Here is a 19,328-nt window from a genome sequence, read left to right as displayed (position 1 = left end):
ACCTTGCCCCCAGCCGCCGATCACCATGCGCATTGACCGTTTCCTCAGCAACCTGCCCCGCTTCAACCGTCAGCAGGTGCGCCTGTTGCTGGTGCAACGACGCATCCGCATCGACGGCCAGCCAGTGAGCGACCCCAAGGCCGAGGTTCGGGAGTTCAGTCGTGTCGAGCTGGATGAGGAAGTGCTCCAGAGCGGCAAGCCGGCGCGCTATTTCATGCTGCACAAACCCATGGGCTGCGTCAGCGCCACCCGAGACCCCGAGCACAAAACCGTGCTGGAGCTGATCCACGAGCCGGACCCTCAGGAACTGCACATCGCCGGGCGCCTGGACTACAACACCACCGGACTGATGCTGATCACCAACGACGGCAGTTGGTCGCGACGCTTGACCCAGCCGCAGACCAAGTTGCCCAAGCTGTACTACGTGGAGACCGAAGCGCAGATTGGCCCCGAGTACATCGAGACCTTCGCCCAGGGCCTGTATTTCGCCTTCGAGGACCTCACCACCCTGCCCGCGCAGTTGCAGATCCTCGGCCCCCGCAGCGCCAGACTGAGCATCGTCGAGGGGCGCTATCACCAGGTCAAACGGATGTTCGGTCACTTCAACAACAAGGTTGTGCGCCTGCACCGCGAACGCATGGGACCACTGGTGCTGGATAAATGCCTTGCCCCCGGCGAATACCGCCCCCTCAGCGCAGACGAAATCCGCCTGATCTGATGCCCCCTGCCCTCTGAATGACCGCTGGGCAGAAGCTGTCGAACAATTTGTCCAATGCACTTGCAGGTTCCCGGTTGCCCTGCTTGAATCAGTCCGTCGGCCGAAATGTGACCGACGAGTCACCAACACATATCTAAGAAACCTTTTGCCGGCCTGAGCCCTGCCTGCTCTGCATTCAACCCGGTAAATCGCCCGCCTATAACAACACCCGTCGACCTGCATTACCGGATCGACATGGGCTCCCATTCCAGGCGTATGCCTACCTGTCACATTGCCCGTGCACACTCAATGTTGCGCGCATACCCGCTTGCCAGGAGTCTTATGACATGAGGCCAGAAATCGCTGTGCTGGATATACAGGGTCAGTATCGGGTTTACACGGAGTTCTATCGCGCAGATGCCGCAGACAAGACCATCATTCTGGTCAACGGCTCGATGGCCACCACTGCGTCATTTGCCCAGACCGTGAAGAACCTGCACCCGCAATTCAACGTGGTGCTCTACGACCAGCCCTACGCGGGACGGTCCAAGGCCCACAACAGGCACGAACGGATGCTCACCAAGGAAGTGGAGGGGCAGATCCTGCTGGAGTTGATCGAGCACTTCGCCGCCGAGCATGTGCTGTCGTTCTCGTGGGGCGGCGCCGCGGCCTTGCAGGCCCTGTCCCAGTGTCCACGACGCATCGAAAAGGCGGTGATCAGCTCGTTCTCGCCGGTGATCAACGAACCCATGCGCGACTACCTGGAGCGCGGCGTCGACTACCTTGGCAGCCTCGACCGCCATCGCGTCGGTCACCTGGTCAACGACACCATCGGCAAGCACCTGCCATCGCTGTTCAAGCGTTTCAACTATCGCCACGTCAGCAGCCTGGCGGAGCACGAGTACGGGCAGATGCACTTCCACATCAGCCATGTGCTCAACGGCGATCGCCAGTGCTACTTGCGGGCGGCGAAGAACATCCAAGTACCGGTGCTGTTCATCAACGGTGAATGGGACGAATACACCTCGGCCCACGACGCCCGTCTGTTCGCCAACCACGTGCAGCATTCAAGCTTCAGCACCATCCAGGCCACCGGGCATTTTCTCGATATGGAACACAAGGCAGCCTGCCGCGACAGTCGCCAGGCACTCATGGGTTTCCTCAAGCCAACTCAGTACGACAACCGCTCGCGTCCACACTATGTTCAGGATCAGCATGCACGAGCCATCTGAAACCCCGTCGCCACAGGCCGTCACCCCGTCTTGAAAAACCCTGTTTTTCCTGGCGCGTGACGCACCTGTGGCGACCTCAACCGACACGCAAGCACAAGTCAGATAAAGAAAAACTTCAAATCCCCGGCCACATCTGGTACAAAGTCAGCCGTTCGAGCGGGTGTCGTATAATGGCATTACTCCAGCTTCCCAAGCTGATAACGAGGGTTCGATTCCCTTCACCCGCTCCACTTCCCCAATCTGCGGGCTCGCGCAGATATCTGTAGTAGCTTCTCAAGTCGTTAACTCAAACGATCTCCTCCCCCCCAGCAGCAAACCTGGCGAATCAAGCCCAAGCCTCGTGCAGATGATTGGGGCGCCGCTGTTTAAGCACCGACCTTTGCCAAGAGCGCATCAGCCTGATGCCTGGCACTGCCGATCAGGATTGGCCAAGAAGGCCGCATAGCCATCCGCAACGACGCAGGTTCGGCCCGTCTCATGGGACCAGAGCACCACGACCGGCTCACCGGTATCACCCAGTACGGCGTAATCGAAGCAGTAATAGTCGCCCGTGCCAAATTGAGCGAACGGCAGCAGGCTGGAGAAGTCGAGCGCGATGTCGGAGAAGGTGTCTTGCCAGGCCTGCCAGCCCTGCTCGAAATGCCGGACTATCGACTCCCAGGTCTTGCGGGGATCACGCGCATCAAAGACAGGAAATACTTCCAGCCCCCCCAGCGCCTTGCCGTTGTGCTCCAGAAGCCAGTCCACGAACGACCTGGGCAAGGTTCGCCCCAATGCCATCTCGGCAGCATGAATAGCCTCTACTGTCGTGCCTATCACTCTCGCTTTGCCCAAGATTCCTCGCTTAGGGTACAGACCCGGGTTCGGGGGATTCGATTGGCCCTTACAGACGATCACCCACCGGTATCGGTTGGGTTGGTGTCGATGACGACGCTGATCGTTTGAGGCGTGGCGCACGATAATGCATAACCCACACTGAGTGAAAATCCGCCGTGACAGGGTCAGAGGAAAACCCTCAGCCGCATCTTTTGTATGGTCCGCCCGACACCACGGCTGCACACGAACCTGAAGGAAACGCTACATGACCCAGAACATTTACGACGATCCGACCTTTTTTCAGGGCTACAGCCAGATGGGCCGCTCCCTCGGCGGCCTGGATGCGGCACCGGAATGGCCGGCCCTGCAGGCACTACTGCCTGCCATGAACGGGCTCAAGGTGGTGGACCTGGGCTGCGGTTATGGCTGGTTCAGCCGCTGGGCCAGCGAACAGGGAGCCCAGCAGGTACTGGGCCTGGACGTTTCGCAAAAGATGCTGGCGACCGCTCGCGCCAGCACCTCGGCACCCAACATCGATTATCAGCGGGCCGACCTGGAACACCTGAGCCTGCCCACCTGCCGCTTCGACCTGGCCTACAGCTCCCTGGCCCTGCACTACATCAAGGACTTGCGCGGGTTGTTCACCCAGGTCCATGCCGCCCTGGTACCCGGGGCGCGTCTGGTGTTCTCCATCGAGCACCCGATCTTCATGGCTCCGCGCAACCCGGGTTGGCGGGTGGATGACCAGGGCCGCAAGTCCTGGCCGCTGGACAGCTACCAGCAGGAAGGCGAGCGGGTAACCCATTGGCTGGCGGAAGGCGTGATCAAGCAGCACCGGACCCTGGGCACCCTGCTCAACACTCTGATCGACACAGGGTTCAGCATTCGTCATGTCGAAGAGTGGGGCCCCACGGCGCAGCAGGTGCTTCAGCAACCGGCGCTGGAAGAAGAGCGGGAACGGCCAATGATGCTGCTGGTGGCTGCCCAGCGTTGAGGCAGCCATCGCCCTTAGCAGGCGTCTAGATGCCACCCTGCAACGGAAAACGCCGGGCCCCGCTGCGAGCGAGGAATTTTTCCTGGGCCATGGGCCGGGCCAGGAAATAGCCCTGGGCTTCGTCGCAGCCAAAGGCCCGCAGCATCTGCAGGCATTTGAAACTCTCGATACCCTCGGCCACGGTGCGATAGCCCAACTCCCTGGCCAGGGCGATGACCGAACGGGTGATCTTCTGGTGCTGGGCGCTGCTCTCAAGGTCCGTGACCATGGACTTGTCGAGTTTCACCACATTGGCGGGAATCTGATGCAGGTAGGCGAAGTTACTGTAGCCGGTACCGAAATCATCGATGGCCACGTCCATGCCCAGGCCACGTATCTTGCTCAACTGATCCAGCACCCTTGGGTTGGAACGCAGCCAGGCACCCTCAGTGATCTCCACCTCCAGGCGCCGAGGATCGATACGGTGACGCAGGCAGGCATCCCTGAGCACATCGGCAATGTCCTGGTCCTCGAAATCCTGGGGGGACAGGTTGATCGACAGGCGCTGTACATCGCTGGAGCCCCAGCTGTGCAGCCTCTCAAGCACCGCGTTGATCACCCAATGGGTCACCCGGTGGATCAAGGCGTTACGCTCCATGACCGGAATGAATTCCGCCGGGGAAACCGGTCCCAGCCAGGGATGATCCCAGCGGATCAGTGCCTCGGCGCTGACCTGGGCACCGTCGGGCAGGGCAAAGCGCGGTTGGAACATCAGGTAGATCTGTCCGCTGTCGAGGGCTTCGCTGATGTCCGAGGCCAAGTTGAAGGCACGTCGATAGGCCTGATCCCGCACCACGTCATAGGGCGCCCAGGTGCTGCGCTTCAAGGCCGCCAGCTCCAGGGCGAACATGGCTTTGCGCAGCACGTCCGGCACCGCATCGCGGTCCGTGGAGAACTCCACGGTGCCCGCACATACCCCCGGAATCATCGGCAGCTCAAGGCCCGGCGGCTGGCGCCGCAAACGCCGCACCAGCCCTTCGAGAAAACGTTCGATGCCCGGCGCTGCCGGTAGCAGGAAGCCAAAACGCTTGACCGAGACGTGATACACCCGCACATGCCGTCCCAGGTAGGCGAGCAGTTGCTGGGCCAGAAAGCGCACGATGATTTCGAACGGAGCCATGCCCATGGCCAGGGTCAGCTCGTGAGCCACGGTCATGTCCACCGCATCCACCAGCACCAGCACGCGCTTTTCGCCAGGATGCTGTTCCGCCAGGTCGTACAGGTCGCTCTGGAATTGTTCCCGATTGGGCAGACTGCTGACTGGATCGCGACGGGTCTGGCGCTGACGCTGTTCGATCTGCTCCATCACCAGGGACGCCAGATCCCGCAGTTGCTGGCGTTCAATGGCATTCAAGCGCTGGGGCTGTTTATCGATGACGCACAAACTGCCGATGGCGTGGCCAGTGGACGTGATCAGCGGCGCGCCGGCATAAAAGCCGATGCAAGGATCTTCGGTAACCAGCGGATTGGCATGAAAGCGCACATCCCGGCGGGCGTTTTCCACTTCAAACACATCACCGGACTTGATGGTGTAGGCGCAGAACGATTGATCGATAGGGGTCTGCTCGGCGACAAAACCCACTCGCGACATGAACCACTGGCGGTCCCGATCCACCAGGGTGATCAGGGCCGTGGGTACCTTGAAGTATTCCGCCGCCAGACGACAAATACGATCGAAACGCTCGCAACGAGCCGTGTCCAGCAGCTCCAGGGCATACAGGGCAGCCAGGCGCTGCTCCTCGGCCAACGCCTTATCGGGCATACCGCGCCTCAGGCAGGATCAACACACTCATCAGAAAACCTATCTCAGCATCGCAGGGGGAAAACGCCACCTGGAAACGGGCCGCGCCCAAAGTAGTGGCATTACGACATCCATCGACAGCATGACGCAGTGACTAGTGCTTGCCAATTCCATCCGTCGGACGAACGGTATTTCCCTGGAAAATTTATCGCGACCTTGAAAGGACCGGTCCAGAGCGCTTGCGCCCAATGACAAAGAGACCTTGCCGGCTATTGCACCCTGTTCCAGCCGCCCTCTGCAACCCCTGGCAGATCGGCAGGTGCGCACCTTGCGAGGACAAAAAAAGCGATCCGCAGATCGCTTTCTTTGTTACTGCATCACAAGGCCGGTTCCAGCGTCCCGACCTCCTTGCCCCCTTGTCACTACCCTGCTCCTGCCGGGCGTCCGAATCTTTTAACAGTCTGCGACTGTCTGCTGGCTGAACCTGCCGGCGACAAGCGTGACAATTCATGACCAGGCCCTTGCCAAGCAGAAGCAAAGCCGGAACCATGCGCCGCCCTGCCCACGGATGGAGCCGTACCATGAAAAAACTCGTCTTCCTGCTGTTCGTCGGCCTGCTGGTGGTGCTCAACGTCGGCTACTACACCGAGCTGGAAGAAGCTGAGACCCACACCCGCTGGTTTATCAAACAGTCCCCGACTCTGCGCCTGGAGTTCTTCAATATCCACGCCAATGACGGCGATTACCGGCGCGTGGAAAAACTCACCCCCGAGTACCGGCAGATGATCATCGACTACTGCAAGTACCGTTTGGGCATCGATACCCAAGTCACTACCCAGGCCGACGTGGAGCGTTGCGCAAAGCTCTGACCCCTCCCCTTCTGCACGCCCCCCCCCGTTCTTTGGTACTCGTCTCATGTCGACCGGGCCAGCCCCTGGCTATGGTCGCAACAACACCCCTGCCCAAGGCCCCGGGGAGCCCTGCGCCCGCCCTTGGTCCAGGGGTGCTATGGTGGTCGGCTGCCCTGCGTGCCAGGGCTCACTGGAGGAGTGCGACGCTGAACGCCTGGTCGTGAAGCTTGAGGAGGTCACTGAATAGATATGTGCAACGCCAAAGATATTTATACCGCGGGTTGGATTCTGGTGGTCATGTCCGGACTGGTGTCCCTGGTGATCCAGGTTTACCTGGGTTATTTCAAGATCGATGACATGGTCAAGTACCTGGCCCGCTGCCGGGTCATCGCCATTCGCATGCCGCTGCTGGGCAAGGACCCCCTCAGCCGTCTGTGCATGCTGGTGTGCATTGGCGGGATGTTCGCCATGCCCCACCTCTTTCTGCGCAATGGCGGCATGGATGTACGGGACTACAAGAACTTCCCCCTGGGCCTGAAATGGCTGATCAATCTGTTCCAGCTGTCAGCCCTGGCCGCAGTCATCGCCTTCCTGGTGCTGTGGTGGGTCAGCCGTCACCTTTGACCGGCAACTGACCGGCAACGGCCTTCATTGCGGGGTGCCACAGGACGGCGCCCCGTCTCCCCATCGCTAGCAGCCCTTCAACCGGTGGCAGACAGCTGAAGAAAATCCTCACGGGTCATTTCGAAAAAACGGCTTGGCAGCCCTTCAAATTCGCCGTCGTGAGTGAAACGAAAACCTATCTTACGAGCCACCGCCAACGAGGCGCCATTGTCGATGTGAGCATCAGCGACAATCCGCTCGACCTCCGGGTCGGCAAAGGCGTGCTCGACAATGCGCCTGGCGGCCTCAGAGGCAACCCCCCGGCCCCAGGCACGCCGCACCAGACGCCAGCCCATCTCCAGCTCGGGGCCCACGGCGTCGAACGGAATGAACGAGACCCAGCCCAGAAAATCGTTCGGGGCCTCCTTGGCGAAGATCGCCCAATAACCGCATCGCTCACCAAAGTTCTGGGTCATGCGCAACTGCAGGAAATCCCGATGCCATTGCCCACCGTCCCAGATCCCCGGAGTGAAGCGCGTGACTTCAGGGTCCAGGTCCATGCGCAAGCAGGCCTCGAAGTGTTCGAGCGTGCGTGGACGCAATATCAGGTTGGGGGTGTCGAAGTGCAGATTCATCCGTGATCTCCTGGGTTGATGGTCGACCATGAAACAGCGGTGGGCGGAAAAATAAAACAGCCCGCCGCAAGAAACACGTCGCTCCGCACAGCAGACCCGATCAAGCCCCCTCACCTCGTATACAGCCACGCATACACTTTTCGACACCATTGTTCAGAACTATCTGATTGAATGATAATAATTATCTAATGAGAATCGCTTCCAAATAAAACGGAGGCTCTATCTCAATGTCCAGTCCCGCCCGCCCACAACCCTGGAAGTTGTGGTCCACCTCTCTCGGTCTGATGGCCCTCAGCGAAGCCAGCCTGGGAGCCACTCCTGAAGACACCAAGCGTCCCACCGAGGCGACTCCTGTCACCCTGGCCCCGACCCATGTACAGGGGGTGCATCAGCCTGGCTACAAGCGCGATGCCTCGGACTCGGTGAAGTTCACCGCGCCACTGCGGGAAACGCCGAAGTCGGTGACCATCATCACCGACACCCTGATGCAGGAACGTGCGGTGTCGACCCTGACCGACGCCTTGCGCACCACCCCGGGCATCACCTTCGGCGCCGGGGAAGGCGGAACGCCGCTGGGGGATCGCCCCTTCATCCGCGGCTTCGAGGCCAGCACCGACATCATGATCGACGGCATCCGCGATGTCGGCCGGATGAACCATGAAGTCTTCAACTACGAGCAGATCGAGATCGTCAAAGGCCCGGGTTCGGCCTACTCGGGACGCGGTTCCACCGGTGGCACCATCAACCTGATCAGCAAGGTGCCGCAACAGGAAAACTTCGCCACCGGCAGCCTGACCCTGGGCACCGATCATCAGCGCCGCAGCACCCTCGACCTCAACCAGTACCTGCCCGAACAGAACATGGCCCTGCGTCTGAACGCCATGAAGCACGAAGCCGACACCCCGGGGCGAGACAACGTCGAAGTCAGCCGCTGGGGCCTGGCACCGAGCTTCTCCTTCGGCCTGGGCACCGCGACCCGCGGCACCTTGAGCTACTACCACATGCAGACCGACGACATGCCCGACCAGGGCATTCCGGTGTCGGAAATCAGCGGCAAGCCGGTCAAGGTCGATCGGGACAACTTCTACGGCCTCACCAAGCGCGACTTCCGCAAGACCTCGGCAGACCTCGCGACCTTGCAGCTGGAACATGATTTCAATGAGCACCTGACCCTGCGCAACACCACCCGCCAGGGCCGCAGCATGCAGGACTACATCATGAGCCGGCCGATCGCCTCGGCGGCGCAGGAGCGGGCGAACACCGTGCAACGTACCGCTCGCGGGCGCAACGTGACCAACGCCTCGCTGATCAACCAGACCGATATCTTCGGCAAGTTCGACACAGGAACCATCGGCCACAGCTACAGCGCCGGCCTGGAGTTTTCCCGGGAACGGATCGACGTCAAGAATCGCTACGGCAACTCCCGCAGTGCCGATCTCGGCGACCTGAACCAGCCCAACCCCAAGGACCCGTTCACCCCGATACCACGGGGCAACGGCCAGCACACCGCCACCAAACACAACAACCGTGCCGTCTACGTGATGGACACCCTGGCCCTGCACGAACAATGGGACCTGAACCTGGGTGTGCGCTATGACGCCTATCACGTCAGGGACCCCAGCCAAAGCAACCGCAGCAATATGTGGACCTACCAAAGTGGCATCGTCTTCAAGCCCCTGCCCTACGGCAGCATCTACCTGTCCTACGGCACCTCGTTCAACCCTTCGGGCGAAACCGCCGGGCAGTCGGGCGGCGCCGATGGCGCAGCGGGCGGCCGGCTCAGCAACCTGGACCCGGAAAAGAGCCGCAGCCTCGAACTGGGCACCAAATGGGACCTGCTCAACGAGCGCCTGGCCCTGACCGCAGCCGTGTTCAAGACCGAGAAGACCAACGCCCGGACCTACGACCCGATCAGCAACGAAGTAACCCTGGATGGCGATGTCGAAGTGAAAGGGTTTGAAGTGAGCGCCACCGGTCACCTGACCGACCTCTGGGAAGTGGTGGCGGGCTACACCTACCTGGATGCCAAGACCGTCAAGTACGCCTCGGGTGAAAAATCCAACTTCAACGGCAACCAGATGAAGTTCATCGCCCCCAATAGCGCCTCGGTCTGGAGCACCTACATGCTCACCGACCGCCTGAAAATCGGTGCCGGCGCCAACTATGTGGGCGAGCGCTACACCAACGACGAAAACACCCGCAGCCTCGATGCCTACTGGCGCTACGACGCCATGCTGGCCTATCGGGTGAACAAGAACCTGGACCTGCAGTTCAACGTCCTCAACCTCACCGACGAGACCTACTACGACGCCTCCCACGTCGGCATGTTCGCCATCGTCGCTCCGGGCCGTTCTGCCGAGCTGGCGGCCAACCTGCGTTTCTAAGGGCTTGCCCTCTTCGCCGGCAAGCCGGCTCCTACGGAGGTTGTAGGAGCCGGCTTGCCGGCGAAGGCGTCACATGAACCCAGTCCCTGCCCGCCGGCAAACACCCCCTAAAGCAAACGCCGGATCTCCTCCAGCAACTCCCGAGGAATCTGCACCCCGTGCTCCAGGCTGCGCGCCCGCGCCTCGAACCTGCGCTGGGACGGCAACCGCGCACCATCCCGGGCAATCCCTGCGAACAAGCCCTCCGCCCGCTCCAGTCCCGCTTGATACCCCTGCCCCAGAAACACCTGGGGTTCGAACGCCAGCACCAGCTCACCATGACAAGGCGTAGCCCCGACGCCCTCATCGAAGGCCATGGATTCCACACTGGTGAGGTCGCCAATCAGGGCCCCGGCCAACAATTCGATCATCGCTGCCAGGGCCGAGCCCTTGTGTCCGCCAAAGGTCTGCATGGCACCGCGCAATGCAGCCTTGGCATCCGTGGTGGGCTCGCCGTCGGCATCGATGGCCCAGTGCCCGGGAATCGGCTTGCCCTGGCGTGCATGCAACTCGATGTCGCCGCGGGCGATGGCGCTGGTGGCGAAGTCGAAAACAAAAGGATCGCCCCCCGGTCGCGGCCAGGCAAAGGCCAGGGGGTTGGTGCCGAATACCGGGTGCCGGCCACCGGCCGGAGCCACCCAGCTGTGACTGGGGTTCATCGCCAGGCCCACCAGCCCGGTGGCGGCAATCGCCTCGACCTCGGGCCACAGGGCGGAGAAGTGGAAACAGCGCTTGATCACCATGGCGGCGATCCCCTGGCTGCGGGCCTTTTCCGCCAGGACCGGCAAGCCAGTGTGGAAACCCAGCAAGGAATAGCCGTAATGGGCATCCACTTCCAGCACCCCGGGCGAGACATGCCGCAAGCTGGGCTCGGCCCGGGGGTCGATCTTGCCTTCGCGCACCGAGCGCACGCAGCCCAGCAGGCGATACACCCCGTGGGAATGGCATTCGTCACGCTGGCCCTGGGTGATGACCTCGGCGATCGCCCGACTGTGAGCGTCGGACAGGCCATGTCGGCTGAGCACCTGGAAAGACAGGCTGCGGACTTCGTCCAGTGACAGGGTGATGTATTCAGACATGGTGGAACCTCTATGAGCGGTGAGTGAAAGCTCCTGTGGGAGAGTTTGTTGTGGGGCTGATCGGCCCCTGGCCATCGATCAGTTGCGGCACCTGCAACCGATTGCCGCTGGACAGTTCGACAGGCAGCAACAACTCCGGCAGATCCTGGTAAGACACTGGACGCAGAAAACGCTGGATCGCCAGGCTGCCCACCGAGGTGCTGCGACTGTCGGAGGTGGCCGGGAACGGACCGCCATGAACCATGGCGTGGCCCACTTCGACCCCGGTGCCGAAGCCGTTGACCAACAGGCGTCCGGCCTTGCGCTCCAATAGCGGCAGCAACGTCCGGACCTGGGGGTGGTCGCCATCGCTCAGGTGCAGCGCAATGGTCAACTGGCCCTCCAGGCTTTGCAGCACCTGTTGCAAGGCAGCAAAGTCCGGGCAACGAACGATCAACGAAGCCGGGCCAAAGACCTCCTCGCGCAATGCTGCGCAGCCCATGAAGGCCTCGGCCGAGGTGGCAAACAACGCGCTTTGGGCCTGGCTGCCCTGCCCCGCCAGGCCCTGGGCCAAGACCTGCACCTGGGGATGGGCCGCCAGGGCGGCAACGCCCTGGCAGTAACTGCGGTGAATGCCTGGAGTGAGCATGGTCTGCGCCGCCTGTGTATCTAGGGCTGCTGCGGCAGCGTGTTCAAAGCGCTGCAATGCCGAGCCTTCCAGGGCCAGGATCAAGCCCGGGTTGGTACAGAACTGCCCGGCGCCCTGGGTCAGCGAGGCAACGAACGCCAGGGCAATCTGCTCCGCCCGTGCCTCCAGGGCTTGGGGCAACAACAGCACCGGGTTGATGGAGCTCATCTCGGCGTACACGGGAATCGGCTCAGGGCGCAAGGCGGCGATCTGCATCAGCGCGATCCCGCCCGTGCGCGAGCCGGTGAACCCCACCGCCTTGATCCGCGGGTCCGCCACCAGCCCCTGGCCGATGGCCCGGCCACTGTCGAACAGCAGCGAAAACACCCCCTCGGGCAACCCCAGGCTCTGCGCGGCCCGGACAATGGCCTGCCCCACCAGCTCTGATGTACCGGGGTGCGCCGAGTGGGCCTTGACGATCACCGGGCAACCCGCCGCCAGGGCCGAGGCGGTGTCACCGCCGGCCACGGAAAACGCCAGGGGAAAGTTCGACGCGCCAAACACCGCCACCGGGCCCAGGCCGATATGCCGCAGGCGCAGCTCGACCCGGGGCAGAGGCTGACGCTCAGGTTGCGCCGGGTCGATCCTGACCCCGAGAAAACCGCCGTCACGGACCACCTGGGCAAACAGGCGCAACTGGCCGACGGTGCGCCCCCGCTCACCTTCCAGGCGGGCCCGGGACAAGCCGGTTTCCAACTGACAGCGCTCAATCAGCTCCTCGCCCAACGCCAGAATATGGCTGGCAATGCTCTCCAGAAATGCCGCCCGCTGTGCAAGCGGCAGCTGGCGATAAGGATCGAAGGCCGCCTTGGCCAAGGCACAGGCGCGCTCGAGCTCAGCTGCCGAGGCGCCACCGAAAGCCGGTTGCAACACCTCGCCACTGGCGGCGGCCAGCCCATGAACCGAGCCATTGCCGCCAAGCACGGCGGTGTGACCTATCAGCATCTGTCCCGTAACAGTCATGGATTACCTCGTCTGCGTGAAAGTGATCGTGATCGTGATCGTGATCGTGGTCATTCCACCTCATCGCCATCGAGCACCAGCTTGGCGCTGGGCACCCCGGTATTGGCCCCCCAGTAATAGATGCACAGGGCCATGAGAGTGACGGTGAGGGTGTCGTAGGGGTGACTCAGGGCGCCGATACCGCCGAAGCTGCCCAGGTAGGAAATGAGGATGGTCAACGCGTAGAAGGCGATCAGCCACAGGGACGAGCGGACCTGTTCCCCCAGGCTCAGGTGATCGGTGGGTACCAGGCGCTTGCACAGCAGGTAGATCACAAACATCAGGATCTGCAGCCCCAGCAGCCAGGACACCGTGCCCCAGCCGGACCAGTAGACAATCAACGCCGCGATCACGAAGGACACCGGGCCGAGCAAGGCAAACGCCCTGACCCGGAACGGCCGCGGCATCTGCGGTGCACTCTTGCGCAACGCCGCGACGCTGATGGGGGCCACCGCATAACTGAGCACCAGGGCCGCCGAAACCACGTTGATCAGTGCCTCCCACGAGGGGAACGGCAGGGTCCAGAACACCGATAGGCCGAAGGTCAGCCATAACGCCGGACGCGGGATGCCGGACTGTTCATCGATGCGGGTGAAGATCTTGAAAAAGGTCCCGGTCCGCGCCCAGCCGTACACCACCCGTGGCGTGGCGTTCATGTAGATGTTGCCGCAGCCGCTGGGGGAGATCACCGCATCGGCCACCACCAGATAGGCCAGCCAGCCGACCCCGAGGGTCAGGGCAATGTCGCGGTACGGCAGGGAGAATTCCTTGCTGATGCCGCTCCAGCCGTTGGCCAGCATTTCCGTGGGAATGCTCCCCAGAAAGGCCAGTTGCAACAGGCCGTAGATCAAGGTCGAAAGCAGCACCGAGAGAATCAGCGCGATGGGAATGGTGCGCTGGGGATTACGCACTTCACTGGCCACGGAGATGATCGGCGTCAGCCCCAGGTAGGCGAAGATGATGCCCCCCGCCGAGACCGCCATCTCGATTCCCGACAGGCCGAACGGGGCAAAACCCTGGACGTGGAAGTTGTCGGGCTTGAAGAAGGTGAACAGCACCGCGATCACCAGCAGCGGCACGATGAACTTGAACAGGCTGATGAAATTGTTGGATTTGGCGAAGGTCTTGACGCTGTAGTAGTTGAGCCAGAAGAACAGGCACAACAGGGCAAACTGCACCAGCCAGCCGATGATGGTCGGGTTGCTGGAGCCTTCGTGGGTCAATGCCGGGAACCAGGCCGCGGCGTATTGCCGGGCCGCCACCACTTCAATCGCCACCAGGCTGGAAAAGGCGATCAGGGTGATGAACCCCATCAAGTAGCCCAGCAGCGGGCCATGGGAGAACACCGGGTAACGCACCACGCCACCGGCCCGCGGCAGGGCGGCTCCCAGCTCGCAATAGACGATGCCCAACAGCAGCACGGCGAACCCGCCCAGCAGCCAGGAAAAGATCCCCGCCGGCCCGGCAATCGCCGAAACGTGGCTGGCAGCGAACAGCCAGCCGGAACCGAAGATCGCACCCAGACCGATAAAGGTCAGGTCCACCAGAGAGAGTTGTTTCTTGAATTTACCTTTGCCTGACATGGGGCTGCGCCTTTTTGAGGTTATTGGAATAGGCAGGTCGAATGTCACGTCGGCGGAACCGCTCGACGCTTGCAGCACGTGTGATGTTCCAAAAGCGGGCGCCCCCACCCAGGGCGCCCGACCCACTCCTACAGGCCAGTTTCTACAGGCCGACGTCCGGCAGGCTCGGGCGCGTGGCCAGGGCCTTGGCGACTATGGCTTTGACTTCGGCCAGGGTTTCACCCTGCAGTGCCAGACGCGGCGGCCGGGTGATGGACGAGCCACGGCCCACCAGTTCTTCGCAGAGCTTGATGCACTGCACCAGGTCCGGACGAGCGTCCAGGTGCAGCAGCGGCATGAACCAGCGGTACAGGGCCAGGGCCTCCTCGAAACGCTTTTCCTTGGCCAGGCGGAACAGGGTCTCGCCTTCCTTGGGGAAGGCCACGGACATGCCCGAGACCCAGCCCTCGGCCCCCACCGCCACGCTCTCGACCACCACATCATCAAGGCCGGCGAACAGCACGAAGCGATCGCCGACCGCGTTGCGCAGATCGATGAAACGCCGGGTATCGCCGGAAGAATCCTTGAAGCAGACGATGTTCTCGCAGTCCTGCAGGGCGATCAGCACTTCGGGGGTGACGTCATTCTTGTAGATCGGCGGGTTGTTGTAGACCATCACCGGCAGGTCGGTACCGGTGGCCACCGCACGAAAATGCGCCGCGGTTTCATGGGGCTTGGCCGAGTACACCAGGGCCGGCATCACCATCACCCCGTCGACTCCGACCCTGGCCGCTTCGCGCACCGTATGGCGGGCGAACTCGGTGGTGAATTCGGCCACCCCGGCGATCACCGGCACCCGGCCGCCGGCGGCGTCCTTGGCGACTTCGATCACTGACAGTTTTTCCGCGGTGCTCAAGGAGGTGTTCTCCCCCACGGTGCCGCACACCACCAGGCCGGATACGCCATCGTCCACCAGGTTGCGCATGACCTTGTGGGTGGCCTGCAGGTCGAGGGAGAAATCGGCTTTGAATTGAGTGGTCACAGCGGGGAACACACCGCTCCATTGGATGGCTTTACGGCTCATGGTCTTGTCCTTGTGTGAGGTCGGCGGGGCCGACTGACGTTGAAAACCCAGACCAGAGTCGCCTTTTATCCCCCTCGCAGCTTGAGGCTTTTCGTCCCTGCAAGAGACGAAATCGGCACACTCGCCCCTCGCCCCACTGTGGCTCCAGCGCCACAGGAGCCATGGCGTGACTGTGCCGATTTCGTCATCTGCAACAGCGAAAACCCACAAGCAACGCCGCCCCCGCCAAGGCCACTCTGTAGCTCTTTCCCGTCAGGTGCCGCCATGAAAAAAATAACCGTGATCGACTCACACACCGGGGGTGAACCCACTCGCCTGGTGATCGACGGCTTTCCCGAGCTGGGCCGTGGCTCCATGGCCGAGCGCCTCCAGACCCTGCGCAGTCAGCACGATCACTGGCGCCGCGCCTGCGTCCTCGAACCCCGGGGCAGCGACGTGCTGGTGGGGGCCCTGCTCTGCGAACCGCAGGCCGGGGATGCCTGTGCCGGCGTGATCTTTTTCAACAACAGCGGCTACCTGGGCATGTGCGGCCACGGCACCATCGGCCTGGTGCGCTCGCTGTACCACCTGGGCCGCATCGACTACGGCGTGCACCGCATCGAAACCCCGGTGGGCACGGTGGAGGCCACCTTGCATGACGACCTGTCAGTGAGCGTGCGCAATGTCCCCGCCTATCGCTACCGCACCCAGGTGGCGCTGCAAGTGCCGGGGCACGGCACGGTGCATGGCGACATCGCCTGGGGCGGCAACTGGTTCTTCCTGATCAGCGAACGCGGCCAGGACATTGCCCTGGACAATGTCGAAGCCCTGACCCAATACACCTGGCGCGTGCGCGAGGCCCTGGAAGCCGCCGGGGTGACCGGGGCCGAGGGCGAGGTCATCGACCACATCGAACTGTTCGCCGACGACCCACAGGCCGACAGCCGCAACTTCGTGCTCTGTCCCGGCAAGGCCTACGACCGCTCCCCCTGCGGCACCGGCACCAGCGCCAAGCTGGCCTGTCTGGCCGCGGACGGCAAGCTCGCTCCGGGCCAGACCTGGCGCCAGGCCAGCGTCATCGGCAGCCAGTTCAGCGCCCACTACGAGCAGGCCGGCGAGCGGATCATTCCCACCCTGCGTGGTAGCGCCCACATCAGCGCCGAAGCGACCCTGCTGCTCGATGACAGCGACCCGTTCGCCTGGGGCATCGGCTCGTGAATTCCCAGGGCGAGGCCGACGTGATCGTGGTCGGCGCCGGCATCATCGGTGCCGCCTGCGCCCATGAACTGGCCGGCCGCGGCCTGCGGGTGCAGGTGCTGGACGACGCCCGTGGCGGCGCCACCGGGGCCGGCATGGGGCATCTGGTGGCCATGGACGACAACCCGGCGGAGCTGGCCCTGAGTCATTACTCCATCGACCTGTGGCGGCAACTGCGGGAACGTCTGCCCGAGGCCTGTGCCTATCGCAACTGCGGCACCCTGTGGCTGGCCGCCGACCGCGAGGAAATGGACCTGGCGCGCGCCAAGCAGCAGACCCTGGCAGACCACGGCGTCACCGGCCAACTGCTCGACGGCCGGCAACTGGCGGCGCTGGAGCCGATGCTGCGCCAGGGCCTGGGAGGCGCCCTGAAGATCCCCGGGGACGGCATTCTCTATGCCCCGGCCACCGCCCACTGGATGCTCAGCAGCCATCCACTGATCCAGCGCCAGTACGGCCACGTGCGCCGGGTTGCCGGCGATCAGCTGGAGCTGGACGACGGCCGGGTCCTGCGCGCGCCCCGGGTGCTGCTGGCCAACGGTCTCGCCGCCCGGGAACTGCTGCCGGCCCTGCCCCTGCGGCCAAAGAAGGGCCACCTGCTGATCACCGACCGCTACCCGCAACAGGTCCAGCATCAACTGGTAGAACTGGGCTACGCCGCCAGTGCCCACGCCAGTGACGGCACCTCGGTGGCCTTCAACGTCCAGCCGCGTCCAACCGGCCAGTTGCTGATCGGCTCGTCCCGGCAGTTCGACACCCTCGATCCTCAAGTCGAACCGGCCGTACTGGCGCCCATGCTGCAACGGGCAGTGGAATACCTGCCGGAGCTGGCAACGCTCAACGGTATCCGCGCCTGGACCGGCTTTCGCGCCGCCACTCCGGACGGCCTGCCGATCCTGGGTGAACACCCGCAACAGCCGGGCCTGTGGCTGGCCGTCGGCCATGAAGGCCTGGGCGTGACAACCGCCCCCGGCAGCGCGCGGCTGCTGGTGGACCTGATGCTCTGCGAATGCCCGGCGATCGACCCCCGCCCCTATCGGCCCGGACGCTTCGCCACCCTGACAGGAGAACGCCCGTGATCATCTACCTGGATCAGCAAGCGCTGGAGATCCGCTCCGGCCTCACGGTGGCCGCCGCCGTGGCCAACAGCGGCATGCCCTATACCCGCACCGCCTGCAGCGGTGCTCCACGAGCGCCGTTCTGTGGCATGGGCATGTGCCAGGAATGTCGAATGACCATCGACGGTCGCCGTCAACTGGCCTGCCAGACCCTGTGCCGGGATGGCATGCAAGTGGAGCGCAGCCAATGAGCGCCCAACGCCTGCACTGCCAGATAGTCATAGTCGGCAGCGGCCCGGCGGGGCTCGCCGCCGCCCAGGCCGCCAGCCACAGCGCGACCTCGATCCTGATGATCGATGACAACCCGCGGCCCGGCGGACAGATCTGGCGCAATGGCCCCGGGCACCCGCCCACAGCCCTCCAGGCCGAGCGTTTCAAGGTCCTGCAGCACCCGGCGCTGCGCTACCTCAGCGCCACCCGCATCATCGCCGCCCTGGGCCCGCAACGCCTGTTGCTGGAGGATGCACAGCAGGCCTGGCAGGTGGACTTTGAACACCTGATCCTGTGCTGCGGCGCCCAGGAATTGCTGCTGCCCTTTCCCGGCTGGACCCTGCCCGGGGTCACCGGCGCCGGAGGCCTGCAGGCGCTGCTGAAGAATGGCCTGCAAGTGAATGGAAAAACCCTGGTGATCGCCGGCAGCGGCCCCTTGCTGCTGGCCAGCGCCGCCACCGCGCGCCAGGCCGGCGCCCGCGTGGTGCGGGTGCTGGAACAGGCCCCCGCAGCCTCCGTGCTGGGTTTCGCCGGCCAGCTGTGGCGCTGGCCAAGCAAGCTGGCCCAGGCCCTGAAGCTGGCCACCCCGGCCTACCGTTGCAACGCCCATGTGGTGGAGGCCCTGGGGGACCGGCACCTGCAAGGGGTGCGCATCCGCCAGGGTCGACGCAGCGAAGAAATCCCCTGCGACTACCTGGCCTGCGGCTTCGGCCTGGTGCCCAATACCCGTCTGGCCAGCCATCTGGGCTGTCACCTGGAACACGGCGCCATCGTGGTCGACCACCAGCAGCGCAGCAGCCTGCCCCAGGTCCTTGCCGCCGGTGAATGCACCGGCATCGGTGGCAGCGAACTGGCCCTGATCGAAGGCGAGATTGCCGGCTGCGTCGCCAGCGGCCAGAGCGTCCGAGCGGCCAGCTTGATCCGCCAGCGCCAACACTGGCAGGCCTTTGCCAGGCAGTTGCAGCGTCACTTCGAGCTGCAACCGCAGATCCTCGAACTGGCCCGCCCCGAGACGCTGCTGTGCCGTTGCGAAGATGTGCCCTACGCTGCGGTGGCGGCGGCAGCCGATTGGCCCAGCGCCAAGTTGCACAGCCGATGCGGCATGGGGGCCTGCCAGGGCCGGGTCTGCGCCAACGCTGCCCAGCGCCTGTTCAACTGGCCCATAGTGGCCCCGCGAACGCCGCTGGTCCCGGCCCGGGTCGCCACCCTGATGCTCGACGAGACCTGCCACGACGCCGCAGACTGAGCCCCTGAACCCACCCTGGCCGGGAATACCCGGCCAGCTTGCACAGCCCTTTTGTACCCCCTGGCTTTATCGACACAGATCCATCCCCCAAGC

At 63.4% G+C, this 19,328-nt stretch carries 17 protein-coding genes and 1 tRNA gene; 11 read left to right on the top strand and 7 right to left on the bottom strand.

Features of this window, described 5'->3' with window-relative positions:
- Positions 1-25: 25 nt before the first annotated feature.
- The 3 genes from P7C00_RS07825 (at position 26) to P7C00_RS07815 (ending at position 2,159) form a co-directional block, all read left to right on the top strand.
- Positions 26-718 (top strand): pseudouridine synthase, encoded by a 693-nt coding sequence (locus P7C00_RS07825; protein ID WP_346634922.1) that lies wholly within the window; start codon positions 26-28, stop codon positions 716-718.
- Positions 719-1,044: 326 nt separating this feature from the next.
- Positions 1,045-1,929: an alpha/beta hydrolase gene (locus tag P7C00_RS07820; protein ID WP_346634923.1), complete on the top strand. Its 885-nt coding sequence runs from the start codon at positions 1,045-1,047 to the stop codon at positions 1,927-1,929.
- Positions 1,930-2,085: 156 nt separating this feature from the next.
- Positions 2,086-2,159, top strand: a tRNA-Gly gene (locus P7C00_RS07815).
- 163 nt (positions 2,160-2,322) lie between these two features.
- On the opposite strand, the gene P7C00_RS07810 is transcribed toward P7C00_RS07815, so the two are convergent.
- Positions 2,323-2,709 (bottom strand): SMI1/KNR4 family protein, encoded by a 387-nt coding sequence (locus P7C00_RS07810; protein ID WP_404939933.1) that lies wholly within the window; start codon positions 2,707-2,709, stop codon positions 2,323-2,325.
- A gap of 301 nt (positions 2,710-3,010) precedes the next feature.
- On the opposite strand from P7C00_RS07810, the gene P7C00_RS07805 reads away from it, so the two are divergent.
- Positions 3,011-3,739, top strand: coding sequence for a class I SAM-dependent methyltransferase (locus P7C00_RS07805; RefSeq protein WP_346634924.1), 729 nt, complete (start codon positions 3,011-3,013; stop codon positions 3,737-3,739).
- A gap of 25 nt (positions 3,740-3,764) precedes the next feature.
- On the opposite strand, the gene P7C00_RS07800 is transcribed toward P7C00_RS07805, so the two are convergent.
- Positions 3,765-5,540, bottom strand: a complete 1,776-nt coding sequence (locus P7C00_RS07800) for a sensor domain-containing phosphodiesterase (RefSeq protein ID WP_346634925.1) — start codon at positions 5,538-5,540, stop codon at positions 3,765-3,767.
- Positions 5,541-6,100: 560 nt separating this feature from the next.
- On the opposite strand from P7C00_RS07800, the gene P7C00_RS07795 reads away from it, so the two are divergent.
- Positions 6,101-6,388, top strand: a complete 288-nt coding sequence (locus tag P7C00_RS07795) for a hypothetical protein (RefSeq protein ID WP_346634926.1) — start codon at positions 6,101-6,103, stop codon at positions 6,386-6,388.
- Positions 6,389-6,619: 231 nt separating this feature from the next.
- Entirely contained in the window at positions 6,620-6,994 is a 375-nt protein-coding gene (locus P7C00_RS07790; RefSeq protein WP_110595061.1) for a hypothetical protein, read from the top strand.
- Between the two features lie 77 nt (positions 6,995-7,071).
- Here the strand turns inward: P7C00_RS07790 and P7C00_RS07785 are convergent, their stop codons facing one another.
- Positions 7,072-7,608 carry a GNAT family N-acetyltransferase gene (locus P7C00_RS07785; protein ID WP_404938561.1) on the bottom strand — a complete coding sequence of 179 codons (537 nt, stop codon included), beginning with the start codon at positions 7,606-7,608 and terminating at the stop codon, positions 7,072-7,074.
- Between the two features lie 227 nt (positions 7,609-7,835).
- On the opposite strand from P7C00_RS07785, the gene P7C00_RS07780 reads away from it, so the two are divergent.
- Positions 7,836-9,992: a TonB-dependent receptor gene (locus P7C00_RS07780; RefSeq protein WP_404938559.1), complete on the top strand. Its 2,157-nt coding sequence runs from the start codon at positions 7,836-7,838 to the stop codon at positions 9,990-9,992.
- A gap of 107 nt (positions 9,993-10,099) precedes the next feature.
- On the opposite strand, the gene P7C00_RS07775 is transcribed toward P7C00_RS07780, so the two are convergent.
- The 4 genes from P7C00_RS07775 to P7C00_RS07760 all read right to left on the bottom strand — a co-directional run bounded on the left by P7C00_RS07775 (position 10,100) and on the right by P7C00_RS07760 (position 15,425).
- The gene (locus tag P7C00_RS07775; protein WP_404938556.1) at positions 10,100-11,110 is read right to left on the bottom strand and encodes an Ldh family oxidoreductase; all 1,011 of its coding nucleotides are present in this window, start codon (positions 11,108-11,110) and stop codon (positions 10,100-10,102) included.
- Between the two features lie 10 nt (positions 11,111-11,120).
- Complete coding sequence (locus P7C00_RS07770; protein ID WP_404938554.1) at positions 11,121-12,740, bottom strand: aldehyde dehydrogenase (NADP(+)); 1,620 nt, start codon at positions 12,738-12,740, stop codon at positions 11,121-11,123.
- Positions 12,741-12,790: 50 nt separating this feature from the next.
- A complete protein-coding gene (locus P7C00_RS07765) occupies positions 12,791-14,362 on the bottom strand; it encodes an APC family permease (RefSeq protein WP_346634932.1) in 1,572 nt (523 codons plus the stop codon).
- Between the two features lie 142 nt (positions 14,363-14,504).
- Positions 14,505-15,425, bottom strand: coding sequence for a dihydrodipicolinate synthase family protein (locus P7C00_RS07760; RefSeq protein ID WP_110595058.1), 921 nt, complete (start codon positions 15,423-15,425; stop codon positions 14,505-14,507).
- 264 nt (positions 15,426-15,689) lie between these two features.
- Here P7C00_RS07760 and P7C00_RS07755 point away from each other — a divergent pair, with 264 nt between their 5' ends.
- The 4 genes from P7C00_RS07755 to P7C00_RS07740 are packed head-to-tail and all read left to right on the top strand — an operon-like array spanning position 15,690 to position 19,235.
- The gene (locus tag P7C00_RS07755; RefSeq protein WP_404938552.1) at positions 15,690-16,622 is read left to right on the top strand and encodes a 4-hydroxyproline epimerase; all 933 of its coding nucleotides are present in this window, start codon (positions 15,690-15,692) and stop codon (positions 16,620-16,622) included.
- The gene (locus P7C00_RS07750) at positions 16,619-17,740 is read left to right on the top strand and encodes an NAD(P)/FAD-dependent oxidoreductase (RefSeq protein WP_404938550.1); all 1,122 of its coding nucleotides are present in this window, start codon (positions 16,619-16,621) and stop codon (positions 17,738-17,740) included. Before P7C00_RS07755 ends, P7C00_RS07750 begins: the two co-directional genes overlap by 4 nt.
- Complete coding sequence (locus P7C00_RS07745; protein ID WP_346634935.1) at positions 17,737-17,970, top strand: (2Fe-2S)-binding protein; 234 nt, start codon at positions 17,737-17,739, stop codon at positions 17,968-17,970. Before P7C00_RS07750 ends, P7C00_RS07745 begins: the two co-directional genes overlap by 4 nt.
- The gene (locus P7C00_RS07740) at positions 17,967-19,235 is read left to right on the top strand and encodes an FAD-dependent oxidoreductase (RefSeq protein WP_404938548.1); all 1,269 of its coding nucleotides are present in this window, start codon (positions 17,967-17,969) and stop codon (positions 19,233-19,235) included. Before P7C00_RS07745 ends, P7C00_RS07740 begins: the two co-directional genes overlap by 4 nt.
- Positions 19,236-19,328: the final 93 nt, after the last annotated feature.

Source organism: Pseudomonas sp. JDS08PS003 (assembly GCF_045013505.1).
Lineage (GTDB): Bacteria > Pseudomonadota > Gammaproteobacteria > Pseudomonadales > Pseudomonadaceae > Aquipseudomonas > Aquipseudomonas protegens_B.
This window is presented reverse-complemented; position numbering and strand designations above follow the sequence as displayed.

What these genes read in the sequence shown, in the direction of transcription:
- P7C00_RS07795 (WP_346634926.1), top strand. Translation starts at nt 6,101, where the DNA reads ATGAAAAAACTCGTCTTCCTGCTGTTCGTCGGCCTGCTGGTGGTGCTC.
- P7C00_RS07760 (WP_110595058.1), bottom strand. Translation starts at nt 15,425, where the DNA reads ATGAGCCGTAAAGCCATCCAATGGAGCGGTGTGTTCCCCGCTGTGACC.
- P7C00_RS07800 (WP_346634925.1), bottom strand. Translation starts at nt 5,540, where the DNA reads ATGCCCGATAAGGCGTTGGCCGAGGAGCAGCGCCTGGCTGCCCTGTAT.
- P7C00_RS07785 (WP_404938561.1), bottom strand. Translation starts at nt 7,608, where the DNA reads ATGAATCTGCACTTCGACACCCCCAACCTGATATTGCGTCCACGCACG.
- P7C00_RS07805 (WP_346634924.1), top strand. Translation starts at nt 3,011, where the DNA reads ATGACCCAGAACATTTACGACGATCCGACCTTTTTTCAGGGCTACAGC.
- P7C00_RS07780 (WP_404938559.1), top strand. Translation starts at nt 7,836, where the DNA reads ATGTCCAGTCCCGCCCGCCCACAACCCTGGAAGTTGTGGTCCACCTCT.
- P7C00_RS07825 (WP_346634922.1), top strand. Translation starts at nt 26, where the DNA reads ATGCGCATTGACCGTTTCCTCAGCAACCTGCCCCGCTTCAACCGTCAG.
- P7C00_RS07740 (WP_404938548.1), top strand. Translation starts at nt 17,967, where the DNA reads ATGAGCGCCCAACGCCTGCACTGCCAGATAGTCATAGTCGGCAGCGGC.
- P7C00_RS07790 (WP_110595061.1), top strand. Translation starts at nt 6,620, where the DNA reads ATGTGCAACGCCAAAGATATTTATACCGCGGGTTGGATTCTGGTGGTC.
- P7C00_RS07765 (WP_346634932.1), bottom strand. Translation starts at nt 14,362, where the DNA reads ATGTCAGGCAAAGGTAAATTCAAGAAACAACTCTCTCTGGTGGACCTG.
- P7C00_RS07775 (WP_404938556.1), bottom strand. Translation starts at nt 11,110, where the DNA reads ATGTCTGAATACATCACCCTGTCACTGGACGAAGTCCGCAGCCTGTCT.
- P7C00_RS07810 (WP_404939933.1), bottom strand. Translation starts at nt 2,709, where the DNA reads ATGGCATTGGGGCGAACCTTGCCCAGGTCGTTCGTGGACTGGCTTCTG.
- P7C00_RS07770 (WP_404938554.1), bottom strand. Translation starts at nt 12,740, where the DNA reads ATGACTGTTACGGGACAGATGCTGATAGGTCACACCGCCGTGCTTGGC.
- P7C00_RS07820 (WP_346634923.1), top strand. Translation starts at nt 1,045, where the DNA reads ATGAGGCCAGAAATCGCTGTGCTGGATATACAGGGTCAGTATCGGGTT.
- P7C00_RS07755 (WP_404938552.1), top strand. Translation starts at nt 15,690, where the DNA reads ATGAAAAAAATAACCGTGATCGACTCACACACCGGGGGTGAACCCACT.